This is a genomic window from Streptococcus sp. SP8 (genome assembly GCF_030440045.1).
Lineage (GTDB): Bacteria > Bacillota > Bacilli > Lactobacillales > Streptococcaceae > Streptococcus > Streptococcus parasanguinis_I.
This window is the reverse complement of record NZ_JAQFJL010000010.1, coordinates 38502-64699: the sequence shown is the minus strand read 5'-3', so window position 1 is coordinate 64699 and position 26198 is coordinate 38502. Positions and strand designations below refer to the sequence as shown.

Sequence of the window (26198 nt, the reverse complement as noted above, 5' to 3'; positions counted from 1 at the left end):
GCAGTGGTTGAGTGGGCTCTACTACGCTGATTTCATCAGCTTTTACAGCCCTACTCAACTGTGCGGAGGTGGGACGACGAAATCGAATTCTAACGAATTACCGATTTCTGTCCCACTCTCTTTTTTTAGAAATATTTGAGAATTGCTTGATAGTTATTTGAAAAGCAAGCTATATACTAAGAGTGTAAAGAAAACAACTAGTCATTTGGACGAAGGAGAAAACCATGGAAAAAGTATTAGAAATTTCCCATTTGAGTAAAAAATTTGGTCATCAATACGCCTTAAATGATGTGAATCTCACCATTCGCAAAGGCGACGTCTACGGCCTGATCGGAAAAAATGGTGCAGGGAAAACCACCCTCATCAAGGTCATCACCCAGCTGATTCAAGAAACTGATGGAAGCGTCTCTCTCTTTGCTTCTACAAATCGCTCCCAGTGGACCCAAGCGCTTAAACGGGTTGGATCCGTCATTGAGAGTCCCGTGGCCCATAAGCATATGACCGCTTATCAAAACCTGGTCTACTATTGCAAGGCTCGCCATATCCCCAATCCCGACCAGGTCATCAAAGAAACCCTGAACTATGTTGGCCTGAATAATACGGGTAAGAAGAAATTCCGTGACTTCTCACTAGGAATGAAACAACGGTTGGGAATTGCGATTGCGCTCATTGCTAAGCCAGATTTCCTTATTCTGGACGAACCCATCAATGGCCTTGATCCAGTCGGAATCAAGGAATTCCGTCAGATGATCAAACGCCTCAATGATGAACTCGGCATGACCATCCTCATTTCCAGTCACATCCTCTCCGAACTCTATCTGGTTGCCAATCGCTTTGGTATTGTCGACCAAGGACGCCTGATCAAAGAAATTAGCAAGGCTGAATTCGAAGAACAAGGAGAAGACTACATCATCCTCAAGACTAGCCAGCTAGCCCTTGCGAGTCAACTGATTCAGGATCAACTCCATCACCGCATCAAGGTCATCGATAAGGATGGAGAAATCCATATCTTCGGACAGACTCACGATATTAAAGTCATTGTCAAAGCCTTGGTTAAAGCGGATATTGACGTGGACGAAATCTACTATGCCCGCCAAGATCTGGAAAAATTCTTTACGGACTTGGTAGACTAGTCAAACCACTGTCTTGTTTTACTTATCCCACATATTTCATTTAGGAGATTTATCATGTTGCATACCATTCAAGCAGATTTTTACAGACTTTTTCGCTCCAAAGGTTTTTGGATTACAGAAGCCATTCTCGTTCTCAACATCCTGTCTGGAGTCATCTTTGGAGCTACTGGCTACGTCGGCGTCAATACGGAATCCAAATTGCCCCAAGCGACCGAAGTTTGGACAGGCTTTAAAGCCTTGACCAACTACTCTTCCAGCATCAGTGTGACTATCCTCTTTACCATTATTGTCATCACCTTGGTCCTGGGAACAGACTTAACGCAAAACTTATACAAGAATAGTCTGGCCTATGGTGTTTCGCGTACCAGCTACTACTTTGCCAAAAGCGCCGTTGTCCTGACCATTGCTCTCTTTCAATTTCTTGTTTCTTATGGTCTCGTCTTCTTGATCGCGACCCTCTACAATGGACTTGGAACCATGCCAGAGCACTTCCTTGCTCATTTTGGACTGACCGTGCTGATTCAGTTCCTTTCCACCTTGGCTTGGGTCAGCATCATTTCCTTCCTTCTTTACGCTAGCCAATCCATCACCTTGGCCTTCGTTGGCTACTTCATTGGAAATATCCTCTTAAGCCTTCCTGCGCTTTTCTTTAAAGATATTGACATTCTCCACTATCTAAACTTGGAATTCCAATATTCCTTGGTACAGAGCACCACAGCAACAACCAACACTCTCTCTATCGCCCTTGGATTCATCCTTGTTTTCGGCTTCCTGGGACTCGCTACTTTTAAACACAAGGATTTATAACAAAAAGGCTTGAGCGGTGCTCAAGCCTTTTTTCTTAGTGTAATGGTCAAGATAAACCAGTCTGCCTCCGTTGCCAGTTGCAAGTCCCCGCCTAAGATCTCTACAAAATTTTGAATGATATAGAGACCCAAGCCAGATGACTCTTCTGTATCCGAGAGATTTTCAGAGTAGAATCGACTAGCCAATTGGTCTAAGTGCTGGATCGGTTGTTGCACAATATTGCGCAGCTCGACCCGAATCGTGTCTGCATCCGACATCAAGGTCAAACGGGCCTGCTCCTTTCCATGCTTGAGGACATTGCTGAGCATATTTTGCAAGAGGCGCTCCCAAAGCTCAGGATCCGTAGCATAATGAAGATGCTCTTCTAGCTCTACCTCTAAGGTAATCCCCGCCTCAGACAAGCTATCATAATACTGGAACAACTGCTGGGTTAAGACTTGACTGAGATTAACGTTTGAAATCCGAGGCTGAATAGCTCCCTCCATCAAGCGTCTGTATTCCAAGAGAGATTCCAAACGTTTTGAGACGACTTGAAGATTGGAAGCAATTTTCTTCAGCTTCTCCTCTTCCTGCGTCCCACCCTTAATGATTTGTTGGGTATAGCCTGATGCAATGGTCAAAGGCGTCCGGATATCGTGAGCAATATTACTGATGGCCATATCCAAGGTCTTTTTCTCTTGAAAGGCAATCCGATTGGTCCGCTCGATCTGGTCAAAGAGATCACTGACCTGCTTGGTCAAGGCGACCAATTCTTTTTTTGAGACCTGAGAGGTCAGCCGTACCCCACTCCCGCTTTGAAGCTTCTTTTGAATCTGCTCCTGCAAATCCCTTAAGGCAGAAAGCAAGCGAGCATAACCCAAGCCCAAGAGAAGGACAAGGACGACAAGAATTAGAACTAAAACCCACATTACTTGTCTCCTTTCAAGCGAACACCCAAGCCCCAGACCGTTTCAATATAGTCCTCATCTGGATCAAGCTGGGCAATTTTCTTTCGGAGATTGCTCAGTTGGGCATTGAGGGTATTGTCACCAGGCAGATAGACTTCTTCCCAGACCGCCTCATACAATTCTTCCTTGGTGAAAATCTTCCTTGGATGCGCCAGCAAGGTCTCAAAAATTTGAAATTCTTTTTTGCCCAAGCGAAGCGTCTGTTCTCCGGACTCCAATTCAAAAGTTTCTGGATTTAAGACCAAATTCTTAAAGGATAGCTTTTGCGACGATTGAGCTTCCTGTGCTACCGTCGGTTGATTTCTCAACTGCACCGTCACCCGAGCCGCCACTTCGTCCAGATTAAAGGGCTTGACAATATAATCATTGGCACCTGCAAGGAGATACTGGCTAATGAGGTGTTTGTCTCCAAGAGCCGTCATCATGATAACCGGTGTCTGACTGTGCAAACGGATCTCCTCAAGGACCTGGTCCCCATTTTTCCCTGGAAGCATGATATCCAGAAGGACCAAATCAACAGCTTCTTGCTGGAAGAGCCGCAGCCCTTCTGTACCTGAAAAAGCCTGAAGGACCTCATGGTCTTCACTTAAGAGACTGTATAAAATTTCTTGGATATCATTATTATCCTCGATTAATAAAATCCGTGCCACTTGCCTCGCTCCTTTTTTCTTTTCTTGCGAAATCAGTTCTATTCCCCTAGCCTATCAAATAAAGGGACCTTCGTCAATGAAAATCTGATAAAATTCTATTGTCCCCAGGTAGATCTGCATGTTAGATCATCACAAGATGAACTTGACGATCCTTTCTTTCAAAAGGTATAATAGGACCAATGACACAATAGGGAGACTCATCTATGAAAAATAATGCTAAAACTAAAATCAGTCTTGTATCCATCCTTGTCATCCTGGGCGTTGCTGCAAGAATGATGCGAGTCATCCACCGCCAGCAAATCAGGGAGCAAAACAGACAAACCATTCAAACGACTAAAAAGGTTTCAGAGTTTCAGAAAACACTAGACGAGGAAGAAACGAAGAAACGCAACGAAACCTTCAACAAGATTTATAATGAATCCCTTGTTCGGAATAAGTTTGAGAATTGGCAAAAAGTCGATGAACTTCATGGTTTGGGGCAAAGAGCTGGGCAATTTTATATCTATAACTTTGAAAAAAAGGAAGAAATCCTTTTAGAGAATACAGATCAAGCATTTGTTCTACCCATTCGAGACAAGAGCAATAACGTCACATTTGAGGCCATCTTTGCCCACAAGGACGGTCAGTGGCACATCATGAAGCCAGACGGAAGTTCACAGTTGCAACTAGGAGCAGCCAACATTTCCGCTGAATCTAAGTTTGTCATCGAGAACAATGTCTTAGATTACGACCAGTAAATCCATAATGACTTGGCTTAACTACATACAAAAAGCTTAGGACCCCAGCTTGTGGTTGGGATTCTAAGCTTTTTCGTTTATAGGAGAGAGTCGGCCAGCAAGTACCGAAAACTTTTATTCTACAGAAGCCCCATTGGTCGCAATGACTTCTTTGTACCAATAGAAGGATTTCTTACGGGAGCGATCCAAGCTTCCCTTACCTTCGTTGTCCCGATCGACATAGATAAAGCCGTAGCGCTTCTTCATTTCTCCTGTCCCGGCAGAGACGAGGTCAATACAGCCCCAAGTTGTATAGCCCCAGAGGACAACACCATCTTCGTGGATGGCATCCCGCATGGCCTTGACATGGGCTGCGAGGTAATCAATCCGGTAGTCATCCTCAATCTCCCCGGCTTCATTTGGGGTATCAACGGCGCCTAGTCCATTTTCCACGATAAAGAGAGGTTTTTGATAGCGATCCCAGATGGTGTTCAGCGTAATGCGGAGCCCAAGAGGGTCAATCTGCCAACCCCATTCCGAGCTTTCTAGGTAGGGGTTCTTCAGAGAGGCAAAGATATTGCCCGCTGTTTTCTCCCTTTCAGCTGGATTCCCTGAAGCGACCCGACTGGCATAGTAGGAGAAGGAAATAAAGTCCACTGTATGGTCTTTCAACAATTGCAGGTCCTGCTCCGTCATCTCAACCGTGATTCCCTGACGTTCCCACTCTTTCTTGGCATAGTTAGGGTATTCCCCACGCGCCTGCACATCGATGAAGAAATAGTTCTTGCGATCTTCTTCTAGACCAGCCCAGACATCTCGTGGAGCACAGGTATGCGGATAGTTTTGCCCTGCTGCTAGCATACAGCCGACCTTATTGTTAGGATCAATCTCATGGGCTAGCTTGGTAGCAATGGCTGAAGCGACCAATTCATGGTGAGCCGCCTGGTATTTGACCTGCTCCTCATTCTCCCCTTCTTCAAAGCAGAGACCTGCTCCCATAAAAGGCGCATGGAGGATCATATTGATCTCATTAAAGGTTAGCCAGTATTTGACCAAGCCCTTGTAGCGAGTGAAGAGGGTCCGGCAGAGACGTTCATAACATTCCAACATCTTACGACTACGCCAACCTCCATACTCGGTAATCAAATGCATGGGACAGTCAAAGTGGGTAATGGTCACCAAGGGTTCAATGCCATACTTATGGCACTCCTTAAAGAGGTCTTCATAGAACTGTAGACCTGCTTCATTCGGCTCTAGTTCATCTCCTTTAGGGAAGATCCGAGACCAGGCAATGGACAAACGATAGGTTTTAAAGCCCATTTCCCCAAAGAGCGCAATGTCTTCCTTGTAGCGATGGTACATATCAATGCCATCTTTAGCTGGATAAAAATAGCCTTCTTCAAAGTCGAACATCTTTTTCTGGCCCGTAATAATGGCGTGACGATCAGGCCCAATCGGCACCACATCCACATTAGCCAAGCCACGGCCGTCTTCATTATAAGCTCCCTCACACTGGTTAGCAGCCGTCGCCCCACCCCAAAGGAAACCATCTGGAAATTGAAGTTTGTCGGTCATCTCTCTACCTCACTTGATTTGATAGTTCTATTATACCCTTCTCTTTCCCAAAAATCCTACAAGATCCTATGAAAAACTAAACCTATTCTAAGATAACTCCTGCACTTGGAAATAAAAAAAGATCGGATTGCTCCGATCTGTTTATATTCCACTCCAAGAACGTTTAAATTTTTTGATAATAGAATTACCTACTTCATACGATAAAAATCAAGCACTAGACCAGCTGGGCCTTTAACTAGCAGGCTTTCTGTTCCCCAATCGGTTACAACTGGACCGTTTAAAACCTGGATACCAAGATCTTTCAACCGTTTGTAGCTCTGCTCTACATCCTCAACCTCGATATGAAGAATGATTCCTGACTGAAAGTTTTCCAAAGGAATCAAATGGTTTTGGGATAACATGAGACAGTGACTGCCAATCGTGAACTGAGCAAAATTTTGGTCAACATAGTCCGCCTTTTTGTCCAAGATACGTTCCAAGCTAGCACAGACTTGAGGAACATTTGAAACGATGATATCTAACTGATTTAAATTCATTTACTATCCTCCATAAAAAGACCGGATTGCTCCGATCTTTTAAGTTTCTCTCTACAAAATCAAAGAATATAATCTACAATATTTACATTTGATTTTCGACGAGCAGGATTATTTGATTGCGCGTGATTGCAACCCTTCTTCTTCCAAGAAGAGGCGGAATGGTACGAGTTCTTCTGCTTCGTATTTTTCCTTGAAGGCTTTGATGGCTTCTTCTGAGTGTTGTTTTGGATCCAACTCAAGAACTTCCACTGGAAGTGGACGGTGTTGCGTGATGCGAGCATCGATGACAACTGTCTTACCTTCTTTGTTCAATTTAACAGCCTCAGCAACGACTGCGTCGATGTCTTCGATACGGTCAACTGTAAATCCAATAGCTCCTTGAGCTTCAGCGATTTTCGCATAGTCAGCATTAGGGAAGTCACAACCAAACAAGTGTTTGTTTGTGTCTTCGTATTTGTCCTTGATGAAGGCATATTTACCATTTGAGAAGACAACGTTGATAACTGGAAGGTCGTATTGAACGTTAGTGATCACGTCTGGGTAGCACATGTTGAATGCACCGTCACCCATGATGTTCCATACTTGGCGATCTGGATTGTCTTTCTTAGCAGCGATACCACCAGGAAGGGCAATACCCATTGTCGCAAAGAGTGGAGATGTACGCCACATGTTCTTAGGTGTCATGTGAAGGTGACGAGTAGATGTTTGAGTAGTGTCACCTACGTCGATTGAATAGATAGCGTCTTGATCAGCATATTTGTTGATGGCATTGTAGACTTGGTACAATTGCAATTCACCCTCAGTTTTACCTTCGAGTTTGTTCATGTAATCACGCCAGTTTTGGTTGTTCTTAACGTTTGCACGCCACCATGGAGTAGACTCAACTGGGTTTACTTTATCAAGGATAGCTTTAGCTGCTTGACCTGCATCACCAAGGATAGAAGCGTCAAGGGCGTGACGTTTACCAAGCTTGTAAGGGTCGATATCCACTTGGATGAATTTTTCAGTGTTTTTGAATGCTTCGTATACTTCAGCAAATGGGAAGTTTGAACCAAGGAAAAGAACTGTGTCTGCTTCAAAGACCACTTCGTTAGCTGGCTTCCAACCAACACGGTAAGCAGAACCTGTCAAACCTTCATAGTTCCATTCAAAGGCTTCAAAGTTTTTACCAGTTGTGATGATTGGTGCTTTGATTTTACGTGACAATTCAGTAATCACTTCACCAGCTTTCACACCACCGTAACCAGCATAGATCACTGGGCGTTCAGCGTTGTTCAAAATTTCAACAGCTTTGTCGATTTCAACTTCGTTCAAAGCAGGAGCGATGAATGAACGCTCGTATGAACCTGATCCATAGTATGAGTTTTCGTCGATTTCTTGGAAACCGAAGTTTACTGGAATTTCAACGACAGCTGGACCCTTTTTAGAAACGGCAGCACGGCAAGCTTCGTCGATCACTTTTGGCAATTGTTCTGCATAAGCTACACGTTTGTTGTAAACAGCGATACCGTTGTACATTGGGTTTTGGTTCAATTCTTGGAAGGCATCCATGTTCAATTCGTTAACTGGACGTGATCCAAGGATAGCAAGGAATGGAGTGTTATCCATCGCTGCATCGTAAACACCGTTGATCAAGTGAGTTGCACCAGGTCCACCTGAACCAACTGCAACCCCGATAGAGCCACCAAATTTAGCTTGCATAACCGCTGCAAGAGCACCTGTTTCTTCGTGGCGAACTTGCAAGAAACGGATATCTTTGTCTTCAGCCAAAGCGTCCATGAGTGAGCTAAGTGTTCCTGATGGGATCCCGTAGATGGTATCTACGCCCCATGTTTTCAATACGTTAAGCATTGCTGCAGATGCAGTAATTTTCCCTTGAGTCATTCTAACTCTCCTTTAAATCTATTTTGATCCTTTAAAAATGTAGCATAGCGCTTCTACTTCATCTTTGCGATCAGGTTTCGTTTTGAAAATGAGTTTTTTCTGACATTTCTCATGAAAACGATTTACAAAACGATTACAGTATTAATTTATCACAAAGAGATGCACATGTATAAGAATCTGCTCAGAGATGCTCAATCCCTATTACATAACAGATGCTCTTTTTTGAGAAAATTTCACAAACTATAGTAGAATAGGATATTTTATTATAATTTACATGCACCTCTAAGACTTGTAGCTGTAGGAAATCGAACAAAAAGTGATACAAAATTCTGTATCACTTTTTGTTCCCATTAATCAATTTTCGCAACATTGAGAAGCAGCGAGCTAGTCAAAACAGACAAAGAACTAAGGGCCATAGCAAGACCTGCTAGTTCTGGATTGAGGGTCAATCCCAGTCCTACAAAGACTCCAGCAGCAATTGGAATCCCAAGGATATTGTAGATAGAGGCCCAGAAGAGATTGAGTAAGATCCTGCGGAAGGTCTTTTGACTCATGTCAAAGGCGCGCACAACGCCAAGCAAATCATTTTGCGTGAGCACGATGCCACCGGACTCGATCGCAATATCCGTTCCAGATCCCATAGCGATCCCCACATCCGCGATCGAGAGAGCTGGAGCATCATTGATCCCATCTCCAACAAAGGCGACCTTGCTAGTTTCTTGCAGTTTTTGGATGGCGCTAGCTTTTTCTTGAGGAAGGACATCAGCAATGACGGTGTCAATTCCCACTTGCTTAGCAATAGCTTGGGCCACCCGTTCATTATCCCCCGTTAACATGACCGTTTTCAAGCCCCGTTCTTTGAGCTTTTTGATCGCTTCTTTTGAGCTGGCCTTCGGAGCATCTTGAATGGCAATCAAGCCAATCACTTGCCCATCCACAGACAAACTGATCACTGTTTTGGCCTGCTCTTGCAACTCTACCATCCGTTTTTCAAGCTCCGGATCCATCGCTGTCCCGTCATGAAGTTTGCCATTTCCCAAGGTCACCAACTGCTGGTCGATCTGACCTTGGACCCCTTTTCCTTCAATCGCTTGGAAGTTTTCCACAGGGGATAACACCAAACCTTTTTCTTCTGCTTGGGATAACACCGCTTGGGCTAGTGGATGTTCTGAAAAAGTTTCAAGACTAGCAGCCAGTGTCAAGACACGCGCTTCATCTCCTACAACATCGGTTACAAGTGGTTGGCCAATGGTAATAGTCCCTGTCTTATCAAACACAACGGTTTGAATCTTTTGCACTTCTTGAAGAACTGTTCCATTTTTAATCAGAACCCCCATCTTGGCACTACGGCCGGTTCCGACCATGAGGGCTGTTGGGGTTGCTAAACCAAGGGCACAAGGACAGGCAATAATGAGGACAGAGACTGCATAGAGCATGGCCTCTTGAAGCGACGCGCCCAGAAGCACGGACCAAACCCAGAAAGTCGCAATGGCCAAAATCGTCACCACTGGAACAAAGATACCTGAAATCTTATCCGTCAAATCTTGAATGGGAGCACGACTGGATTGGGCCATTTTGACAAAGTCCACAATTTGAGATAAGAGGGTCTCACTACCGACTTTTTCAGCCTTAAAGAGAATGGTCCCATTGCTGTTGATAGTGGAGCCGATAACTGCATCACCAACTGATTTTTCCACAGGCAAGCTTTCACCTGTCACCATCGACTCATCAATGGTCGTACTTCCTTCTACAATCGTCCCATCAACCGCAATCTTTTCCCCAGGACGGACCCGAATCAAGTCATCAATTTGGATATCTTCTGCCGCCACCTCGACATAGTTCCCATCACGGAGAACTTGAGCCGTTTTTGCCTGCAAATCCAACAACTTTTCCACAGCCTCGGAGGCATTGTTACGCATCCGTTCCTCAAAGACTTGTCCTAAGAGGATAAAGAAGATGATAAAACCCGCAGCCTCAAAGTATACTGGCTGACCAGTAAAAAGGGCAAATACACTATAGACATAGGCTACCAGGGTTCCAAGAGCTACCAAGGTATCCATATTGGAATGGTGCTTCTTAAATGAGGCCCAGGCACTCTTGATAAAAGGAACTCCTGCTACCAACATGATCGGTGTTGTCGCTAGAAAAGTCCCCCAGTGACTGACTGAATGGGATACAAATCCTGCCATCATCCCGATCATCAAGATCAATAAAGGAAGAGTAAAGATACTAGTAATCCAAAAGCGACCCAGTAAACCTAAGACACGACGGCGTTTTTCCACAACCGTGTAGGAACCCTTTTGCATCTTCATTCCACATGAAAACTCGAAGTCCCCTGTTTCTGTCGGGGTAAAGGATATCACCTTATCCACACCGACTTCCAAAGGCTCTAAAATCCCCTGATCTTCAAACAAAATTTCCTTGTAACAGCCGGAAGGATTGACCCGATGGAAGGTGATTTCAGCAGGGATCCCTTTTTGAAGTTGAAATTCTTTGGGACTATAGCCCTTTTCTGCTGTAATACGGATCTTTTGCACTCCGTTTTCCACAACTGCTTTTTGTTTTTCTGCCATACCTACTCCTTTATTCCACAATCATTTGACCATGCATCATGTTCATTCCACATGAATACCCATATTCGCCCGCTTTTTCTGGCGTAATTTCAATGACATGTTTTTCACCTAAAGGCAAATCTTCATGAACGCCAAAATCTGGAAAGATCACTTGAGCCAGACATGAAGATGGATCCTTGCGATTAAAGATGATCCGGGCTGGAACATTTTTTTTCAGGACAATGGTTTCAGGCGAATAGCCCCCCATGACTTCGACTTCAATTTCTTGATAACCTGATTTCTGACGAGCGTGGCCGCTTACCTTTTCATGCTCTGCAAAGAACCACCAAGCAATAAAAGCAACCAAAAGTAAACAAACAATACTAATTAACAATCCAAACATGGAATTTCCTTCTTTCTATTACATACAATTGCAGCGGACTGTTGCGACAGCCTCTGCTTTCTTTTCTTCCAGGACCTGCTGCAGCTGATTAAGATCTGCAAGCGTAAAGTCACTCTCCTGAATCAAGTTTTCAAGCACCTGGACAATTCTTTTTGAGCAAACCTTGTCTTTCACCTCCTCAACCACCAAGTCTAAACTCTGGTCCTGCTTCAACAAAGCCGAGTAGACAAAGGCTTTGCCAGATTTTTCTCTGGTCAGACAGCCCTTTTCAACCAAGCGCGTCAAGAGGGTCTTGATGGTCGACTTGGACCAGTCAAAGCGCTCGGACAAGACGGCGATCAAATCCCTGCTGGTCTGCTTGCCTTCCATCCAGATAATTTTCATGATGCGCCATTCCGCATTGGAAATTTGCATGGCTTCTCCTTTCTAAATCTACATTTGTAAATCTTATGATGCTATTTTACTCCTAAGATTTACATTTGTCAACCAAAAGATTTTAAAAAAAACAAATCTTCCTTTGAAGATTTGTCTGATTGAGCTTTTTGATATATCATTCGTATCTCTTCTACATGGAATTTAAATGTCTTTTCCTAAAAAGTATGATAAGATAGAACCTAAAATGAATTGTAGAGGAGGAACGTATTATGGATAAAGTTCAAATTAAGTCCAGTCCAATAGAAGCTCAGGCTGCTATTGGTGAATTACTTGGTTTAGATGTATCTCAGAAAGACAACAAACAAGTAGAGTTTAGTTATTCTTCTGGTATTACAGGGATGGAAAATGGTAAGGAAGTGACCAATCAAATGCTTGAAGCAGTTGGAAAGTTTAGCGAAGCTGTTTTAATTCAGGCCAATAAATTTCCTCAAATTGCTGAAACAATGGAAAAAAGAGATATTGAGCAGGCTCAACGTTGGAGGAGTTAAGTCTAGTGAAACAAGACATTAATGAAAAAGAGAGAGATAGACTATTTCACCAAATAGTTCAACTCGAACATGAAGAAGATGAACTTCGTAATTTGAAAAAACGTCGTGAACAATCTTTGGAGAATTTTATAGAGCAATTTAGAAACATTTCTATTAATGCAGAACAAAGATTATCAGTAAATCTACAAAACCAAAGATTCATCCAAGAAACGAGAGAGCTAGAACTGAAAGTTGAACAATATGGGAATAATCAGCTTGACGGCTTTGATTATGAAGCAAAGAAATTATTAAAAGATATAGACATGAAAAAAGAAAAGTTAATACATGAAAGGAATAGTCTACCATGGGAATAAAGTATAGTTCTTCAGAGTCAAGTTCATTGATTGAGGCAATGAATAGTAATATTGAGATTGCAAATGAAATAACAGATAGACTCTCTAGTGGTAGTGATCATTTAATTTCTGTCCTTGAATCAGGTAAATTACAGGGTGCAGCATACACTGCAGGGAAAAATCTATTTTCAGAGATCATCATTCCATCAATAAAAAAACTTCAATCAGCTATAGATGACATTCAGACAGAGTTGTCCTCATATAAGAGTGCAGATGCCGTCATTTCAGGATTTGGCGAGTTAGATTTAGATGATTTGAAAACTCAGAAAGAAACAAGAGAAAAACAGTTAGCAGAAGTAAAGACACAGATAAGGGAAAACGAAAAACTTCGGAGTATAATAGGTGCTTTAGGAACTGGAAATTTGGGAAATCATATCTCAAAAAATAATGCCTTACATGAGTTGGAATACCAATTACAGATGGGGATTGACGAACTGAAAGACAAAATTGAGAAGTTAGAATGGTTTGTGTTGCAGGTTTCTCAATATTTCAGTGATAGCCTACAAGTTTTATCCTTAGCAATCCAGGGAGCCACACAGCTAAGTAAGATTATTGTCGATAATAATGGTAACTATTATGTAGACGGTGTAGACATGACTTGGTTTGATAAAATGAAGAATACTACACTTAAGAATCATGACTTAAATCCAATTGATAAGAGTTTATCTTTTTCAGAAGGACGATTTATAAATACTCTACAAGTTGCTTATGGTTTTAATGAGACTGAATCAAAAATAATATATGATTTGTATGAAAAATTAAGAAATAAATATGGAGCAAAAAAAGCCAACATAGAATTTATTCGGTTAATGGCTGAAATCTCCTATTCAGGAATTTCATGGTATTATACTGCAGGATTACCATCACAAAAAGCAGAAGAACACTTTGTAAAAGAGATGAATAACCTTGGTTTTAAAGATCCTAAAATTGATTTAATAAAAAAAGCGTTAGTGAATCAACATAAGTATTCGGGATTAGTTGCAATAAAGGAAAGTGATTCAAAAGAAATTGTTGAAGAAAAACTAAACATAGCAGCAGATGCAATATTTGGTATAAGTAGTTTTAACGAATTAGATACTCAACAAAAAGAACAACTGGAAGAAATGTTAGATAGATTTGGTGGTAAAGCCGATTATACTCATCAAAATGCGGTTATTTCCACTTATTTTAATGAATCTCCAATGGAAGAAGTAGCAGATACTATATTCGGAATATTAAATGAGAGAGCAGGTTATCTTGGTGATGTGGCAGGTGCTAACGGAGCTCCTCCAAGTATGGGAAATGACGATTATAAAGCTGATCTTGATGCAGTGAATATTTATTATAGAATAAAAAACAACAGAGATTACGTTGAAACTGTAAGTGAATATTATGATGAGGTAGAGTCGCAGACTAAATCAAGAGCACGCGAATTTGTTGTTAATTTAGGAAATGGGAATTATGATGAAGGAATTTTACATTTACAAGATAAATGGTTAACACTTGAGTCAAAAATTAAAGAAAATCCAGAAGTATATGAACATTGGGGAAGAGATCCAATGTATACTTTTAATCGTTTCTTATTAAGTATTATTCATGATAAAAATGATCTTATTGAGGAGAAGTAAATGAAAAATAAAAACAAATTTATCTTTTGTTCACTCGTTTTGCTTGTTTATTTTTTATTGTTCATTTTGAAGCCGATCTACCAATATATTTCATTTTCTAAGATGGATGTGAACAGCAGTATGGTTCAATGGATTCAAGATAAAAGTGATCAGGATTGGCATGCTCTTGATGAGCATATTCATTTAGTAACATCGAAAGAAAATGGACATAACATCGGCCTTATCTATGTGGTGGACGACTATAGTCAAATTGAAAGTAAGATTTCCCCTGAGAATAAGGCGGTATCCATCAGTTATAATAATCGATTACAAGGAGACAAGCGTGTTGAAATTAGTTGGTTGAATGGAGAGAAACGGCTTCGTCATGCTGGGAGATATTTGAAATTAGCAGCTGAGAATCAAGCTGTGATTGAAAGTAGCACAGGTTCTTCAGTGACCGTTTGGGAACAACGTTCGGAGAAAGCTAAAAAGCGATTATATGCAGTTGTAGAACAAATGAAAAAAACTGTTCTAGAACATTTGTTCCATCAAATAGTGTTCTGTTCGCTAGCTGTAATTCTCTTTCTTTTAGGTTGGAGAATTTATGGTGCTTTCGGAAAACGTGGAGATTCGCAATCACCAATGTAGAGGATAAGCCAGCCCACTTTAAAGCGCGAGTGGTGGATCGGTAAACTTGAAAAAACTGTAAATTGACAGAAGAATGGATGCGTGTGAGAAGAAGGATGAAAAAAAGACTACTACTTATTTCAATTTTTATAGCCTTGTGTTTATCTTTTGGTGGTTTTCAGTACTATAAGCATCAGCGAATACATAATATTTTTGATGAAATATATTATGAGAAGAGTGATTACCAGAATATTGAATTTTTATGGCGTAAAAGTGTGTTTAATAATTTAAATGATATCCATATTACGGATAATGATTCAAAAGATGTTTATAAACATAGTGTTGAATACACAGCATCATCCTTGCCTAGAAACATTGGGAAATTAGGTTATCAATTTTATTTTTCGAATTATAGAGCACCTGAAGTTTTTATTTTTATGAGAATAAAACTCCCTGAGACAAAAAATACAATAAATGTAAGTTATACATATAGTGTAACAAATCATGACCACCCGTCAAACGGGTGGTTTGTACCAGGGCTATAAGCCCAGATAACTAGCCAGCGCCTAAAGACGCTGGCTTTCACTTTGTTCAAGCCTTATTGCATTTGACTCGTCACAAGCCTCTCAAAGAGGCATATGTACTACTTGCCACTATCCCTAAAGGGATCTTCATATTCCTTAACACTCAACTTATCTAAAGCAATATCTTTTCGCTCTTGTTCCTGAATGTATTTCTTTATTGTGGCTTCATTGAGGCCAACTGTACTCACATAATATCCCTCTGCCCAAAAATGTCGATTCCCAAACTTATATTTCAGATTGGCGTGTTTATCGAACATCATTAGTGCACTTTTACCTTTTAAATATCCCATGAAACTTGCAACACTTATTCTAGGTGGAATGCTTACCAACATATGTACATGATCTGGCATTAAATGGCCTTCGATAATCTCAACACCTTTATAACTACATAATCTATGGAATATTTCTCCCAAACTACTTCGATATTGATTATAGATCACTTTTCGTCTATACTTAGGGGTGAACACAATGTGATATTTACACATCCATTTTGTGTGTGATAAACTATGTGCTTTTTGAGCCATATTTTTCTCCTTTCGCTTTACAATTGGCTTGAACACCTTAATTGTATCGCGTTTGGAGTTTTTTTGGTATAACCTTCGATGCGCACCCGCATAGCGGGTGGTTTTTTTGTCTCGCACCTAACGGAGCGAGACGGACTGAAAGTCACATAATAAAAAAATAGAACGCTATATGTGGTATCAGGATGAGAATAGCGTGAGATATTATCAACAGTCTCAAGTGGAAGCCTTTCTGGCAGAGCATGGAAAGACTATTGAAGGCATTCGCAAGGAAGAAGATGATGTCCTCCGCAATAAAGTCCTGAAAGATTGGACTTCCATCTACTCTAGTCGCTTCAGCCCAAAGAATTGGGGGGATGTGACCGTCAAGGATATTTGGAGAGATGATTTATCTAAAAACTAGAAAATAAGTTATTTCTTTCATAACAGAAAAAGCGAGCTTTGTCATGAAGCCCGCTTATTTGTATGTATAAAAAATTGGGTGAACTCTAATTATTTACAAGCCAAAAACCATGTAAATCATGGCTTTTACTGTTAACGCTAGTTGCCTGCTACAGACGTTTTCTCTATAACGTCTCCTGCAGAGCTTGGGCTAGAACTCGGTAACCAGCCACACTTAAATGGAGGCCATCCGTCGTATAGGCTTCTGCCAACTGCCCCTTTTCATCCAATAAAGACGAATACACATCAATATAGCTGACCTGGTGGTAGGCCTGGGCCAATTCGCGATAGGCCTGGTTGAGGGCCTGAATTTTTTCATTGGTCCGCACATAGACCTTTTGTTTGTAGCGCTCATCTCGACTCACCGGTAGAACCGAGATCAGGTTGATGTGGGTCAGCGGAAAGTCCCGCATAATTGCTTGTAAGACCGCTTCTACATTGTCTAAGGTTTCCTTTTGAGGAATTTCTTTTCCGATATCATTGGTCCCGATCAAGAGAAAGATCTGATCCACCGCCGTTCCAAAGACATGGGCGTCTAGATGCTCACGAAGGAGATCCGTCTTATAGCCTCGCACTCCTCGATTGACCATGTGTTTGGGACTTTGTAATAGTTCATGAATGGGAAAATACTCTACGATGGAGTCTCCGATAAAGATCAAACCAGGCTCCTTCAGAGGGGCTTGATTGAGTTCCCGATAGGTTGTTATGATTTTCTCCTGCTCCTTTAAGAGCCAGTCTTCTAACAGTTGTACCGCCATCTATTTCTCTCCCTTCACTTGTTCCCAGGGGGTCAATCCTAGATACTCTTCGATCACCTGGTAGACACCACCTTCTTGATGGCTCGGTGCTAGGTGTTTGGCAACAGCTTTGACAGCTTCTTCTGCATTGGCTACAGCATAGGAGTGACCTGCCATTTCAAGCATTTCGATGTCGTTTCCACTATCACCAAAGGCCATGACCTGGCTGGCGTTAAGCTGCCACATCTCCATTAATTGAGCCAGTCCCCAAGCCTTGTGAATGCCAGCTTGTAAGAGATCCATGCTGCCAAAACCGCTCGAAACCGCCATCAGCTGATCTCCAAAAGCTTGTTGGACTTCCTGGCTCACTTGATCAAGACGATCCAAGCCTACCACCAAGCTCATTTTAAGCACCTGATCAAATAGATCTGCTGTCAATTCCGGAACAAACTTCATCCGCTTGTACAAGGCTTCAATCACTTCTGGCTGCATGAATTTCTCAACTTCTGTAAAGACCGTTCCTTCCTTGACAAAGCCACCATTGACAGCTGACACAACCAGCTGGTCTGAAATTTCCCGCCCCTTAAAATAAGCAAGAACCGCCTCTACTAGTTCTCGATCCCAGAATTTTCCTAGAATCATCTGGTCATCCTCAAAAATCCGAGCTCCGTTGGCGACGACTAGAGTCACCCGTTTGACCAAAGGACCCAAGAGCTGGCGCATGCGATGGATTTCATTTCCCGTCGCAATGACAAAGCGAATCCCTTTTTGATCCAAGTGGTCCAACAGCCTTTCCAGACGCGGAAGATCCACCTCTCCTCGTTCATCTAATAAGGTTCCATCCATATCTGTTGCAATCAACTTAATCATACAATCTAACCTTTTCCCTTTCATAGGGTGCAAACTATCTGTTCCCATTATACCACAGATCAAGCAAGTCAAAACCACCCGTGAAAACAGGTGGTTTACTTTTAGTCTGAAAGTTGCTACTAAAGACCAAGTGATATCATAAATATAATCCCTTTTCTACACTTTCCTGAACCAACTCTTCCGTCAGTTTCCATAACGCTTTGGACTCACTTTTTATAAATTTTTTCTTTTCTAATACCATCTCTGAACGGATATGATCGGGATTATAATTTACTTCTGACACTTCCAAATGATTGATCAGTGGTACCAATGCATCAATCACTCTTGCATATCTTGCCTCAGGACTCTGCCCTTTTTCAAACTCCAACCACGAATTTTTCATATTCAAATAGGTTGCTTCTGGAAGGAGGCTCATTGTTTTTTCTATAGATGCTAGCTCTCTATCATGAGCATGAAGCTTTTTTTCATCATCAAACACCCAAGTTTCTCCGGCATAAATCTCACCTAAATCATGAATCAATAACAGAAACATGACCTTTTCCATATTCAATTTTTCAGGATAATAATCTTGAAGAACCATCGCAGCTATCGCACCCTGCCAAGAATGCTCGCCACTATTTTCAAACCGTCCATCAAGGGTTCTATTAAACCTTGTTACCGACTTTAATTTCTCGATTTCTTTAATAAATTCAACTGTCTGATTCAAATCACTCATGGCAACTCCAACCTTCCTATTCGAAATTACGACTATCATACCAGAAATCCTGTTTTCCATAAATGAATTCCCGTATTTGCAAAAAAGATAATGTCCCTCCTTTTTGGAGCACCGCCATTTTTCTAACAAGAGCACAAGGACAAGCAAAAAAACTAACCAGTCTTTACCGGTTAACTTTAGAATGAGACAAACCATTTTAAAGTAAAATAAGTTAATCGATTCTAAAAGTAAGTAAAAATGAGCTTCTATTTTTAGAATGAATCAAGAAAATACAAAAACTTTCCGCTGTGAGAAAAGTGCCTGAAACAATACGTTTCAGGCACTCGGAATTATTGAGAGTAAAACAGTTTGGGAAACTGTTTTAGCCTGAGCCCAGAAATTAAAGAGCGAAGGGGCTCAATACAAATTGAACAAGGGCTGCGGATTGTGTCAAAAAGATAAGTTCTCCTAGAATCGAAAGATTCTGCGTCAAACTTCCTATTTTGACTTTATCCGCAGACGCCCTCTGTATCTTAATTTAGTCATGGAACTTCGTAGAAGTTCGCTGACGTCCGTACTCACCTAAGGAAAGTTTTTAAGTTGACTTTGTCTTAAATCTGAAGCTACTGCTTAGCTTCTATTTTTCACCCGACAAAAGCCCAAATAATGGCAATTAGCACTGCTGGAAGGAGATTGGCGACCTTGATTCGTTTGCCCCAGATGAGATTGATCCCTACACAGAGAATGAGGCTGGAGCCAACTAGGGACAGATTCGAAAGGGCTTGCGGAGTCATGATCGGTGCGATCAAATGGGCCAACAGCGTGATCAATCCCTGAAGGATCACGAGTGGAACCACCGCAAAGATCGCGCCCTTTCCTTTTGAAACGGTCAAGACCAGAACGATAACCATATCGAGAATAGCTTTGGCCAACAAGGTCGAGGTGTCGCCTGTCAGGCCATCCTGGACAGCTCCAACCACCGCCATAGCCCCGATACAAATGGTCAAGGCCGTGGTTATAAAGGCATCAACAAAACCGGTATCGCCTTGGTTGCCCGTCTTTTCCTTCAGCCAGGTTCCCAGTCGCTCAAAGCCCTCCTCAATCTTCAAGAGTTCCCCAATAATGGTCCCGATCACTAGACTCAGAATCAACATCATACTGCCGTGACTTTCCACATGACTTCCATGCACCACCAGCATCTTTTCCAAGGTCCCCGCGATGCCCAAGACAAAGACAGCAACTCCTGTCACTTTCAGAAGAGTCTCATGAAAATCTTCTGACAAACGTTGGCCGATGAGCAGTCCTAAAAGCCCACCAAATACAACTCCTAAGGCATTATAGAAGGTCCCTAAACCGATCATTTACAAACTCCTTCGTTCATTTTCATTCTTTTTCAATCTCTTTCAAAGACCAGTGCCCCGTCTCTTCATACTGGTCAATCAAGTCCTTGGCTGTTTGCGTAATCTCCTCTGGATAATGAAGGCTTTCTAGGGTATTGACCGCATTCTTAGTCACAGCTGATCCTGGCTTAATCTGGTAGTCAAAGACGATCTTGCCATCCACATAGCGACTGTCAAAATGGTAATTATCATTGACTTCACCGGAGGCTGCGACCAGCTCAATATCATGACTGGAAATCATGTAGAGACAGTTTTGAGCAGCCAACCAGCGGACAATCCCAAGGCCTGATCCGATCCGCTCGATGGTATTGGTCCCCTTAAAGAGCTCGTCAATAAAGAAATAGTGAAAACCAGGCTTTTTCAGATGCTGAATCATCCGCAAAATAGCTTTACTTTCGGTGATGAAGTAGCTATCTCCAACTTCAATGTCATCGCTCACATCCATAGCTGTTAGGACATGACCGTAAGGAAGGGCTAATCTTTCTCCGTAGGCAAAGCCTAATCCTTGAGCCAGAATGGCATTGATAGCAACAGTTTTCAAATAGGTCGATTTCCCGGACGCATTGTCCCCACTGATGACCATGTTTTTTTGAAAATGCACATCATTCGCAATCGGATTAGACAGCAAAGGATGATAGAGCGTCTCACCCTCAATGCCACCCGTTTCCGTAAAGACTGGCTGGCAGACCACTTCTAGATCCCGCTTGTGGCGCAAGAGGCTAATAGCAACTTCCATCTCCCCAAGGAGATCCAGAAGCTTCTGGGCCTCTTTTTGATGAGCCTTCACCTGATTGTAAATATAAACCTGAGCGATCTGCGGGAGTAAAAAGAGGACATTGAGGTAGAGGAGAATAATTTCCATTTCCGAAGTCCCCGTTGGACTCTGCAAGACACTGGCAAGGATCCGCGTTTTCTTAAAGGGTTTGACTGCCTGCTTGAGTTCTTCTTGTTGTGGCAAGGCTAGATGGCTCAAGCGTTCTGCCGAAGCAAAGATACGGACCAAATAGCTAACATTGTCCAGACGGATTTTATTGGACCAATTGCGCAAACTCGAAAAGACGATATTAAAGACCACACTGATCACCAAGAGGGTAATGGCCCCGACTGGCTCAAAGGGGATTGCAAAGAGACAGAGGATTGGAAGACAGGCCAAGGCTAGATAGAGGGGCAAACCTGCATAATGCTTGCCAGGATTTGCGACAATGCTCCTCGCCATGTTGTGGTTCTTCTTGCCCAGTTGGTTGAAAATGACCTGGACCTGTAGCCGCAAATCAGGATACTCTTCAAAGAAGGCTTCTAAGTCATGAAGTTGGTCCTGAGGCTGGAATTCCAGCAGGCGCATTTTTTGATAGAGAGCTTCTGCCCCAAGGCTCGATTGGGTGTAGTTGAGCTGATCAAAGACCGCATCCAAAGCCAAATCATGCCAGGTCTGATCATCCACTTGGCTATCGATCGTCTTTCCCTTAGCCGGATAAGCCAGACTGTCTATCAAACTTTCTTCTGTATCTTTCTTGCGAAAGAAAGGCGCTCCATCCCAAGCCTTCTTCAGCTTTTGATTGAGGTGGATGACCGTAAGAAATTTGGTTGCCCAAATCACCACTATCAATCCTAGGATCCCAAGCGGGATCCAGTTCACATTTCCTTCCATGCTCTATTCCTTTCCACTCTGAGGCCAGTCCAAGTGAACATGTTCCTTCATTTCTCGGTAAGCCGTGTCCACTCTCTCCTTGGTCTCCTCATCCAGCTTGTCGCGGTATTTGCCACCTTGGATAAAATCTTCCAAGATATAGGTCTGGTACTTGTACAAGTCATAGCCTTCAGGAGAATAGGTTCTCTTCGGAGTCCGACTGACCCAGGTTGGATGAGCAGTAGCTGTCTTGATCTTTGTCTTGCGGCCAACCTTTTCAATGGTCACATCCATCAAGACCCCTCGCTCTGTCCATTGAGCAGTCTCCACATCTCCCATGGTTTCCAGACGCTGATTGGACAGGAAATTCCCCATTGAGTAGATGATAAGCTTGTTTTGACCATCTTTATTGACCACTTCAGCAGGCTCTACAACATGGGGATGCCCGCCAAAGACAATATCAGCCCCCCAAGAAACCATCTTGTGGTAGAGCTCTTTTTGCTCTTCTGTCGGCTCCAACTGGTACTCGATTCCCATCTGGGGCATGACAATGGTGATATCGGCCTCTTGCTCTGCCTTTTGGATCTCCGCCTTCATCCGCTCTTCATCCAGATCAGACAAGACATCTGCTTGCTCTTCTGGAGTAAGGGTCGTTTCCATTCCATTAAACCCATAAGCGTAGGCTAGAATAGCAATCTTGATGCCATTCACTTCCTTGATCACCAAGGGGGCCTGCCCTCTCTTTTCATGCGTGTAGACACCGACAGGTGTGATGCCTGCATCTTCAAAGGCCTTAGCTGTCGAATAGACTCCTTCTAGACCTGAATCCAAGATATGGTTGTGTCCCAAATCCATGACATCATAACCAGCATCCTTGATGGCTGGTACGACTTCGCTCGGCGCATTAAAAAGAGGATATCCTGACAAATAATAATTGGGGTTAATGGTTCCCTCAAAATCACCCAAGGCTAGATCCGCCTTTTGTAGCCAGGGTTTGACATACTCATAATTTTCATGAAAATCATAAGTCCCATCTTCTTTTTGCGCGCTCATATAGACCAGATCATGATAGAGCTGATCTCCATTAGCCATGATCCGAGCTGTATGAGGAATCTGATCAGCCGGTGTCTTGGCCTTGTACACAACCTCTGGCCGTTCGGTTGCGGTGATCGGAAAGCCTTGGAACTTTTGCACCCACAAGATAGCATTGGCCACGATAAAAACGACTGACAAGAGCACATAGACAAACTGTTCATTGGTCAGCTGAATCCTTGAAAAAAGACGATCAAAAGCCCAGTCAAAGGCCGCCGATAGTTCTTTTCCCATCGTTTTGATGGTTCCTTTCACACTCTCCCACTTCTCTAACATTCCTACCTCTTCTTCGTACCTAGTTTCTCCAATGATCCGCCAACAGATTGAGCTGTCATTGAAATACTTTCTCTTCATTGTATCACAATTTTTAAGAAGAGAAAAAAGAGAGCAGGACAGAAGTGCTATTGTTTAGAACCGCTTCATCGTCCTGCTCCTGCACAGTTGATTAATTCATATAAATGATCGATCATCACTTTTTATCGTTTGATTTGGACAAGCTAATTGCAACCATAACAAGACTTAGGAAAAAGGTCGAAAGCAACCCTTTTGTCGTCCGATTCATAAAAGGTTGATGGAATACAAAATGATTATAGGCAGTAAATCCTAATCCAATCAGAGTCACCATAGCCGAAAGCGCAAGAATCGTTAACCACAAATTTCTTTTTTTCATCATAAACTCCGTTTTTCGATCTACTAGAAAGGCCCTCTTATCTCAAAGCCTTTAACAAATAACCATAGCCTTCTTGCTCCATCTCTTCTTTTGGAATAAAGCGCAGAGAGGCCGAATTGATGCAATAGCGAAGACCTCCTTGGTCTTTTGGTCCATCGGTGAAGACATGGCCGAGATGGGCATTGCCTGAGCGGGAACGAACTTCGATCCGTTCCATCCCGTGGCTATGATCCTGGTAATAGTGGACAACATCTTTGGCAATGGGACGGGAGAAACTTGGCCATCCACAGCCAGACGCAAACTTATCCTTGGCAAAAAAGAGAGGTTCCCCCGTCGTAATATCCACATAGATGCCCTCTTCAAAGGTCTGATCATAGGCATTGTGGAACGGACGTTCCGTCGCGCTTTCTTGGGTGACTTGGTACTGCTCTGCTGTCAGTTTCGCTTTTAGGGTTTCTTGATCTGGCTTCTGATAGGCTGACGGATCAATCAAGGGTTGGGCTGCATCTGTCACATCGATATGGCAATAGCCTCCAGGATTCTTCTTGAGGTAGTCTTGGTGGTAGTCCTCAGCCAAGATATAGTGGCGCAAGGGTTCCAACTCAACCGCGATTTTGTGGCCCAGTTGCTTCTCTTCTTCCGAAAACACTTGGGCAATCACTTCACGGTCTGCTTCGTCTGTATAATAGACACCGGTCCGATATTGGCGGCCTCGATCATTTCCCTGCTTGTTAACGGACAAGGGATCGATCACCCGGAAATAGTAGAGCAGAATCGCCCGTAGGGTGATTTTATCTGGATCGTAGATGACTTGTACAGTCTCTGCGTGATCCGTTTCCTTGATCAGTTGGTAGTTGGTCGTTTCTACCTGGCCATTGGCATAGCCCACCGTCGTCTGTTCTACACCAGGGATCCGTGAAAAATATTCCTCTAAGCCCCAAAAACAGCCACCTGCTAAATAAATCTCTGCCATCTTTTTTCCTCGCTTCCTGCATTCCCTACAAGGAACGCTTCTTACTATTAGCTCCATCATAATCCAAGAGCCTCAGATTTTCAAGGATTCTGCATCAAAAATCCCTTCTACTATATGTAAAAGGGATTCAATCCTTCTTATTTTTCAAATAAGAAAAAGAGCGAGTAATAAAAATTCCAAAACGATAGGGTTAACTGATGTAGAAAATCATGAAGGACTACCATGACCAACACCTCCTCTGAATATCTGTGGACAAGCACCAGGCTAGTATCAACTACAACACCACCGTCGGTCCGTAGACCTGTAACTGAGGTTTCACAACCTCGTAATGCCAGTGATCATAAGCTCGCCAAGCTTGAAAGGCCTCTTCGTTCAAAGCTAGCCCACCCAGACCAATCAATAAACTGGCGGTCTGATAAAACTTTTCTAACTCAATCAACAGACGATTGTCTACCCGCCTAGCCTTTCGTAAACCTTTCAACATCTGATCTAGATTTTCTCGAAATCGAAGGGTATCTGGACTAGGGGTGAATCCCTTAGAAAAGGCTGTTTGAAGAAGGGTGATCGTCGTTCTTGCCTCTTGAATCACATCCCTTTCTTCCATATAAATCACCTTCCTTTTCACCTCCATTGTACACCTTTTTCTCTCTATAAAAATGGAAAATTCCTAAAACTAGGAACAGAATGAGGTTGGGTCAAAAGTCCTAGCCTCTCAATTATTTTTGGATTGTCGAGCAAGACGCAGTGGTTGAGTGGGCTCTACTACGCTGATTTCATCAGCTTTTACAGACCTACTCAACTGTGCGGAGGTGGCGACGAAATTGAATTCTAACGAATTACCGATTTCTGTCCCACTCTCATAAAAAACTTCCCCAAGTTTCCACTTGAGGAAGTTTTTTCGAAAGATTAGTCAATGTAGTGCAATTTCCCACGGAAGTCTTCCAGGCTTTGGTAGCCTTTTTCTTCCATGATAGCTTTGAGCTCCGCAGTGATGCGTTCAAAAGCTCCAACTCCTTCTTTATGGAGGGTCGTTCCGATTTGCACCATACTAGCCCCACAGAGGATATGTTCAAAGGCATCGCGACCAGTCAAGACGCCCCCAGTCCCCACAATCTGAATTTCTGGATTCAGACGTTGGTAAAAGGCATGGACATTGGCGAGAGCCGTTGGCTTGATGTATTCTCCACCAATCCCACCAAATCCGTTTTTAGGACGGATCACCACGGATTCATCCTCAATGTAGAGGCCATTTCCGATCGAATTGACACAATTGACAAACTTAAGCGGGTATTTGTTAAAGATCGCTGCTGCTTGATCAAAATGAACGATATCAAAATAAGGTGGCAACTTGATCCCTAGAGGTTTGGTGAAATAGGCAAAGACCTCAGACAAGATCCGATCTGTCGTATCAAAATCATAGGCGATCTGAGGTTTCCCAGGGACATTGGGACAAGATAGGTTCAACTCTGTCAAGCCTTTAAAGTCACTGTCTTGCACCTTTTTCAAGATGGTATGAGTTTCTTCAGGAGACATGCCGACGAGAGATAAGAAGAAGGTCCGGTCAGGATCCGTTTCTTGCAACTCCAATAAGTAATTCAAATAATAGTCCAACCCTTGGTTAGGTAGCCCCATCGAATTGATCGAACCAAGCGGCACATCTTGGTAGCGTGGCTCTGGATTTCCAGCACGGAACTCCAAGGTCGCGGTCTTGGTCACAAAGGTCCCAGCAGCTGAGTTCTTCACTTCTTCTAATTCCTCAGTGGTCATACAGGCTACACCTGCCGCATTCATCAAGCAGTTGTCAAATTCAAAACCAGCAATTTGCGTTTTTGTCGATACCATCTTGTACTCCTTTTTT

At 42.7% G+C, this 26198-nt stretch carries 27 protein-coding genes and 1 pseudogene; 9 read left to right on the top strand and 19 right to left on the bottom strand.

What is annotated here, in order from left to right; translation table 11 throughout:
* The first annotated feature begins 224 nt into the window (after window positions 1-224).
* A complete protein-coding gene (locus tag PCY11_RS07680) occupies window positions 225-1133 on the top strand; it encodes an ABC transporter ATP-binding protein (RefSeq protein WP_301362661.1) in 909 nt (302 codons plus the stop codon).
* A gap of 54 nt (window positions 1134-1187) precedes the next feature.
* The gene (locus tag PCY11_RS07675) at window positions 1188-1940 is read left to right on the top strand and encodes an ABC transporter permease (protein ID WP_301362660.1); all 753 of its coding nucleotides are present in this window, start codon (window positions 1188-1190) and stop codon (window positions 1938-1940) included.
* A gap of 20 nt (window positions 1941-1960) precedes the next feature.
* On the opposite strand, the gene PCY11_RS07670 is transcribed toward PCY11_RS07675, so the two are convergent.
* Complete coding sequence (locus PCY11_RS07670; RefSeq protein ID WP_301362659.1) at window positions 1961-2848, bottom strand: sensor histidine kinase KdpD; 888 nt, start codon at window positions 2846-2848, stop codon at window positions 1961-1963.
* Window positions 2848-3537: a response regulator transcription factor gene (locus tag PCY11_RS07665; protein WP_301362658.1), complete on the bottom strand. Its 690-nt coding sequence runs from the start codon at window positions 3535-3537 to the stop codon at window positions 2848-2850. Before PCY11_RS07665 ends, PCY11_RS07670 begins: the two co-directional genes overlap by 1 nt.
* 203 nt (window positions 3538-3740) lie before the next feature.
* Between PCY11_RS07665 and PCY11_RS07660 the strand changes: the two genes are divergently transcribed.
* Complete coding sequence (locus tag PCY11_RS07660; protein WP_272157654.1) at window positions 3741-4274, top strand: hypothetical protein; 534 nt, start codon at window positions 3741-3743, stop codon at window positions 4272-4274.
* A gap of 114 nt (window positions 4275-4388) precedes the next feature.
* Here the strand turns inward: PCY11_RS07660 and PCY11_RS07655 are convergent, their stop codons facing one another.
* The 6 genes from PCY11_RS07655 to PCY11_RS07630 form a co-directional block, all read right to left on the bottom strand.
* A complete protein-coding gene (locus PCY11_RS07655) occupies window positions 4389-5828 on the bottom strand; it encodes a 6-phospho-beta-glucosidase (RefSeq protein WP_125826598.1) in 1440 nt (479 codons plus the stop codon).
* Between the two features lie 188 nt (window positions 5829-6016).
* On the bottom strand, window positions 6017-6364 hold the full coding sequence (locus PCY11_RS07650) for a VOC family protein (protein WP_023919094.1): 348 nt from the start codon (window positions 6362-6364) through the stop codon (window positions 6017-6019).
* Between the two features lie 108 nt (window positions 6365-6472).
* On the bottom strand, window positions 6473-8248 hold the full coding sequence (spxB, locus tag PCY11_RS07645) for a pyruvate oxidase (protein WP_049471881.1): 1776 nt from the start codon (window positions 8246-8248) through the stop codon (window positions 6473-6475).
* A 350-nt stretch (window positions 8249-8598) separates the two neighbouring features.
* Window positions 8599-10821, bottom strand: a complete 2223-nt coding sequence (locus tag PCY11_RS07640) for a heavy metal translocating P-type ATPase (protein ID WP_070846211.1) — start codon at window positions 10819-10821, stop codon at window positions 8599-8601.
* A gap of 10 nt (window positions 10822-10831) precedes the next feature.
* Window positions 10832-11203 (bottom strand): cupredoxin domain-containing protein, encoded by a 372-nt coding sequence (locus PCY11_RS07635; RefSeq protein ID WP_024056338.1) that lies wholly within the window; start codon window positions 11201-11203, stop codon window positions 10832-10834.
* A gap of 18 nt (window positions 11204-11221) precedes the next feature.
* The gene (locus PCY11_RS07630; RefSeq protein WP_024056337.1) at window positions 11222-11617 is read right to left on the bottom strand and encodes a CopY/TcrY family copper transport repressor; all 396 of its coding nucleotides are present in this window, start codon (window positions 11615-11617) and stop codon (window positions 11222-11224) included.
* Between the two features lie 230 nt (window positions 11618-11847).
* On the opposite strand from PCY11_RS07630, the gene PCY11_RS07625 reads away from it, so the two are divergent.
* The 5 genes from PCY11_RS07625 to PCY11_RS07605 all read left to right on the top strand — a co-directional run bounded on the left by PCY11_RS07625 (window position 11848) and on the right by PCY11_RS07605 (window position 15276).
* The gene (locus tag PCY11_RS07625) at window positions 11848-12126 is read left to right on the top strand and encodes a hypothetical protein (protein ID WP_003008749.1); all 279 of its coding nucleotides are present in this window, start codon (window positions 11848-11850) and stop codon (window positions 12124-12126) included.
* Between the two features lie 5 nt (window positions 12127-12131).
* On the top strand, window positions 12132-12479 hold the full coding sequence (locus PCY11_RS07620; protein WP_256318690.1) for a cingulin: 348 nt from the start codon (window positions 12132-12134) through the stop codon (window positions 12477-12479).
* Window positions 12470-14125 carry a hypothetical protein gene (locus tag PCY11_RS07615; RefSeq protein ID WP_070846214.1) on the top strand — a complete coding sequence of 552 codons (1656 nt, stop codon included), beginning with the start codon at window positions 12470-12472 and terminating at the stop codon, window positions 14123-14125. The genes PCY11_RS07620 and PCY11_RS07615 overlap by 10 nt, the downstream gene beginning before the upstream one ends.
* Entirely contained in the window at window positions 14126-14752 is a 627-nt protein-coding gene (locus PCY11_RS07610; RefSeq protein ID WP_049474136.1) for a hypothetical protein, read from the top strand.
* Window positions 14753-14847: 95 nt separating this feature from the next.
* Window positions 14848-15276: a TipC family immunity protein gene (locus PCY11_RS07605; protein ID WP_256318696.1), complete on the top strand. Its 429-nt coding sequence runs from the start codon at window positions 14848-14850 to the stop codon at window positions 15274-15276.
* A 98-nt stretch (window positions 15277-15374) separates the two neighbouring features.
* Here the strand turns inward: PCY11_RS07605 and tnpA are convergent, their stop codons facing one another.
* Window positions 15375-15839, bottom strand: a complete 465-nt coding sequence (gene tnpA / locus PCY11_RS07600; protein ID WP_037616840.1) for an IS200/IS605 family transposase — start codon at window positions 15837-15839, stop codon at window positions 15375-15377.
* A gap of 151 nt (window positions 15840-15990) precedes the next feature.
* Between tnpA and PCY11_RS07595 the strand changes: the two are divergent.
* Window positions 15991-16239, top strand: a pseudogene (locus tag PCY11_RS07595) (TipC family immunity protein); the annotation flags it as partial.
* Window positions 16240-16402: 163 nt separating this feature from the next.
* Here PCY11_RS07595 and PCY11_RS07590 read toward each other — a convergent pair.
* The 10 genes from PCY11_RS07590 to PCY11_RS07545 form a co-directional block, all read right to left on the bottom strand.
* Window positions 16403-17035 carry an SGNH/GDSL hydrolase family protein gene (locus PCY11_RS07590; protein WP_003008759.1) on the bottom strand — a complete coding sequence of 211 codons (633 nt, stop codon included), beginning with the start codon at window positions 17033-17035 and terminating at the stop codon, window positions 16403-16405.
* Window positions 17036-17884 carry an HAD family hydrolase gene (locus PCY11_RS07585; protein WP_049523127.1) on the bottom strand — a complete coding sequence of 283 codons (849 nt, stop codon included), beginning with the start codon at window positions 17882-17884 and terminating at the stop codon, window positions 17036-17038. It lies immediately after the preceding gene.
* A 136-nt stretch (window positions 17885-18020) separates the two neighbouring features.
* On the bottom strand, window positions 18021-18599 hold the full coding sequence (locus PCY11_RS07580) for an HD family hydrolase (RefSeq protein ID WP_301362657.1): 579 nt from the start codon (window positions 18597-18599) through the stop codon (window positions 18021-18023).
* 623 nt (window positions 18600-19222) lie between these two features.
* A complete protein-coding gene (locus PCY11_RS07575; protein ID WP_301362656.1) occupies window positions 19223-19939 on the bottom strand; it encodes a DUF554 domain-containing protein in 717 nt (238 codons plus the stop codon).
* A 22-nt stretch (window positions 19940-19961) separates the two neighbouring features.
* Window positions 19962-21626 carry a methionine ABC transporter substrate-binding protein gene (locus PCY11_RS07570; RefSeq protein ID WP_045759859.1) on the bottom strand — a complete coding sequence of 555 codons (1665 nt, stop codon included), beginning with the start codon at window positions 21624-21626 and terminating at the stop codon, window positions 19962-19964.
* Between the two features lie 3 nt (window positions 21627-21629).
* Window positions 21630-22931: a CapA family protein gene (locus PCY11_RS07565; protein ID WP_301362663.1), complete on the bottom strand. Its 1302-nt coding sequence runs from the start codon at window positions 22929-22931 to the stop codon at window positions 21630-21632.
* A gap of 235 nt (window positions 22932-23166) precedes the next feature.
* Window positions 23167-23370 (bottom strand): hypothetical protein, encoded by a 204-nt coding sequence (locus PCY11_RS07560; protein WP_301362655.1) that lies wholly within the window; start codon window positions 23368-23370, stop codon window positions 23167-23169.
* 34 nt (window positions 23371-23404) lie between these two features.
* Window positions 23405-24340: a peptide-methionine (R)-S-oxide reductase MsrB gene (gene msrB / locus PCY11_RS07555; protein ID WP_070595507.1), complete on the bottom strand. Its 936-nt coding sequence runs from the start codon at window positions 24338-24340 to the stop codon at window positions 23405-23407.
* Window positions 24341-24614: 274 nt separating this feature from the next.
* Window positions 24615-24971: a helicase BlpT gene (locus tag PCY11_RS07550; protein ID WP_367400486.1), complete on the bottom strand. Its 357-nt coding sequence runs from the start codon at window positions 24969-24971 to the stop codon at window positions 24615-24617.
* A gap of 275 nt (window positions 24972-25246) precedes the next feature.
* Window positions 25247-26182: a dihydroorotate oxidase gene (locus PCY11_RS07545; protein ID WP_049474144.1), complete on the bottom strand. Its 936-nt coding sequence runs from the start codon at window positions 26180-26182 to the stop codon at window positions 25247-25249.
* Between the last annotated feature and the right edge of the window lie 16 nt (window positions 26183-26198).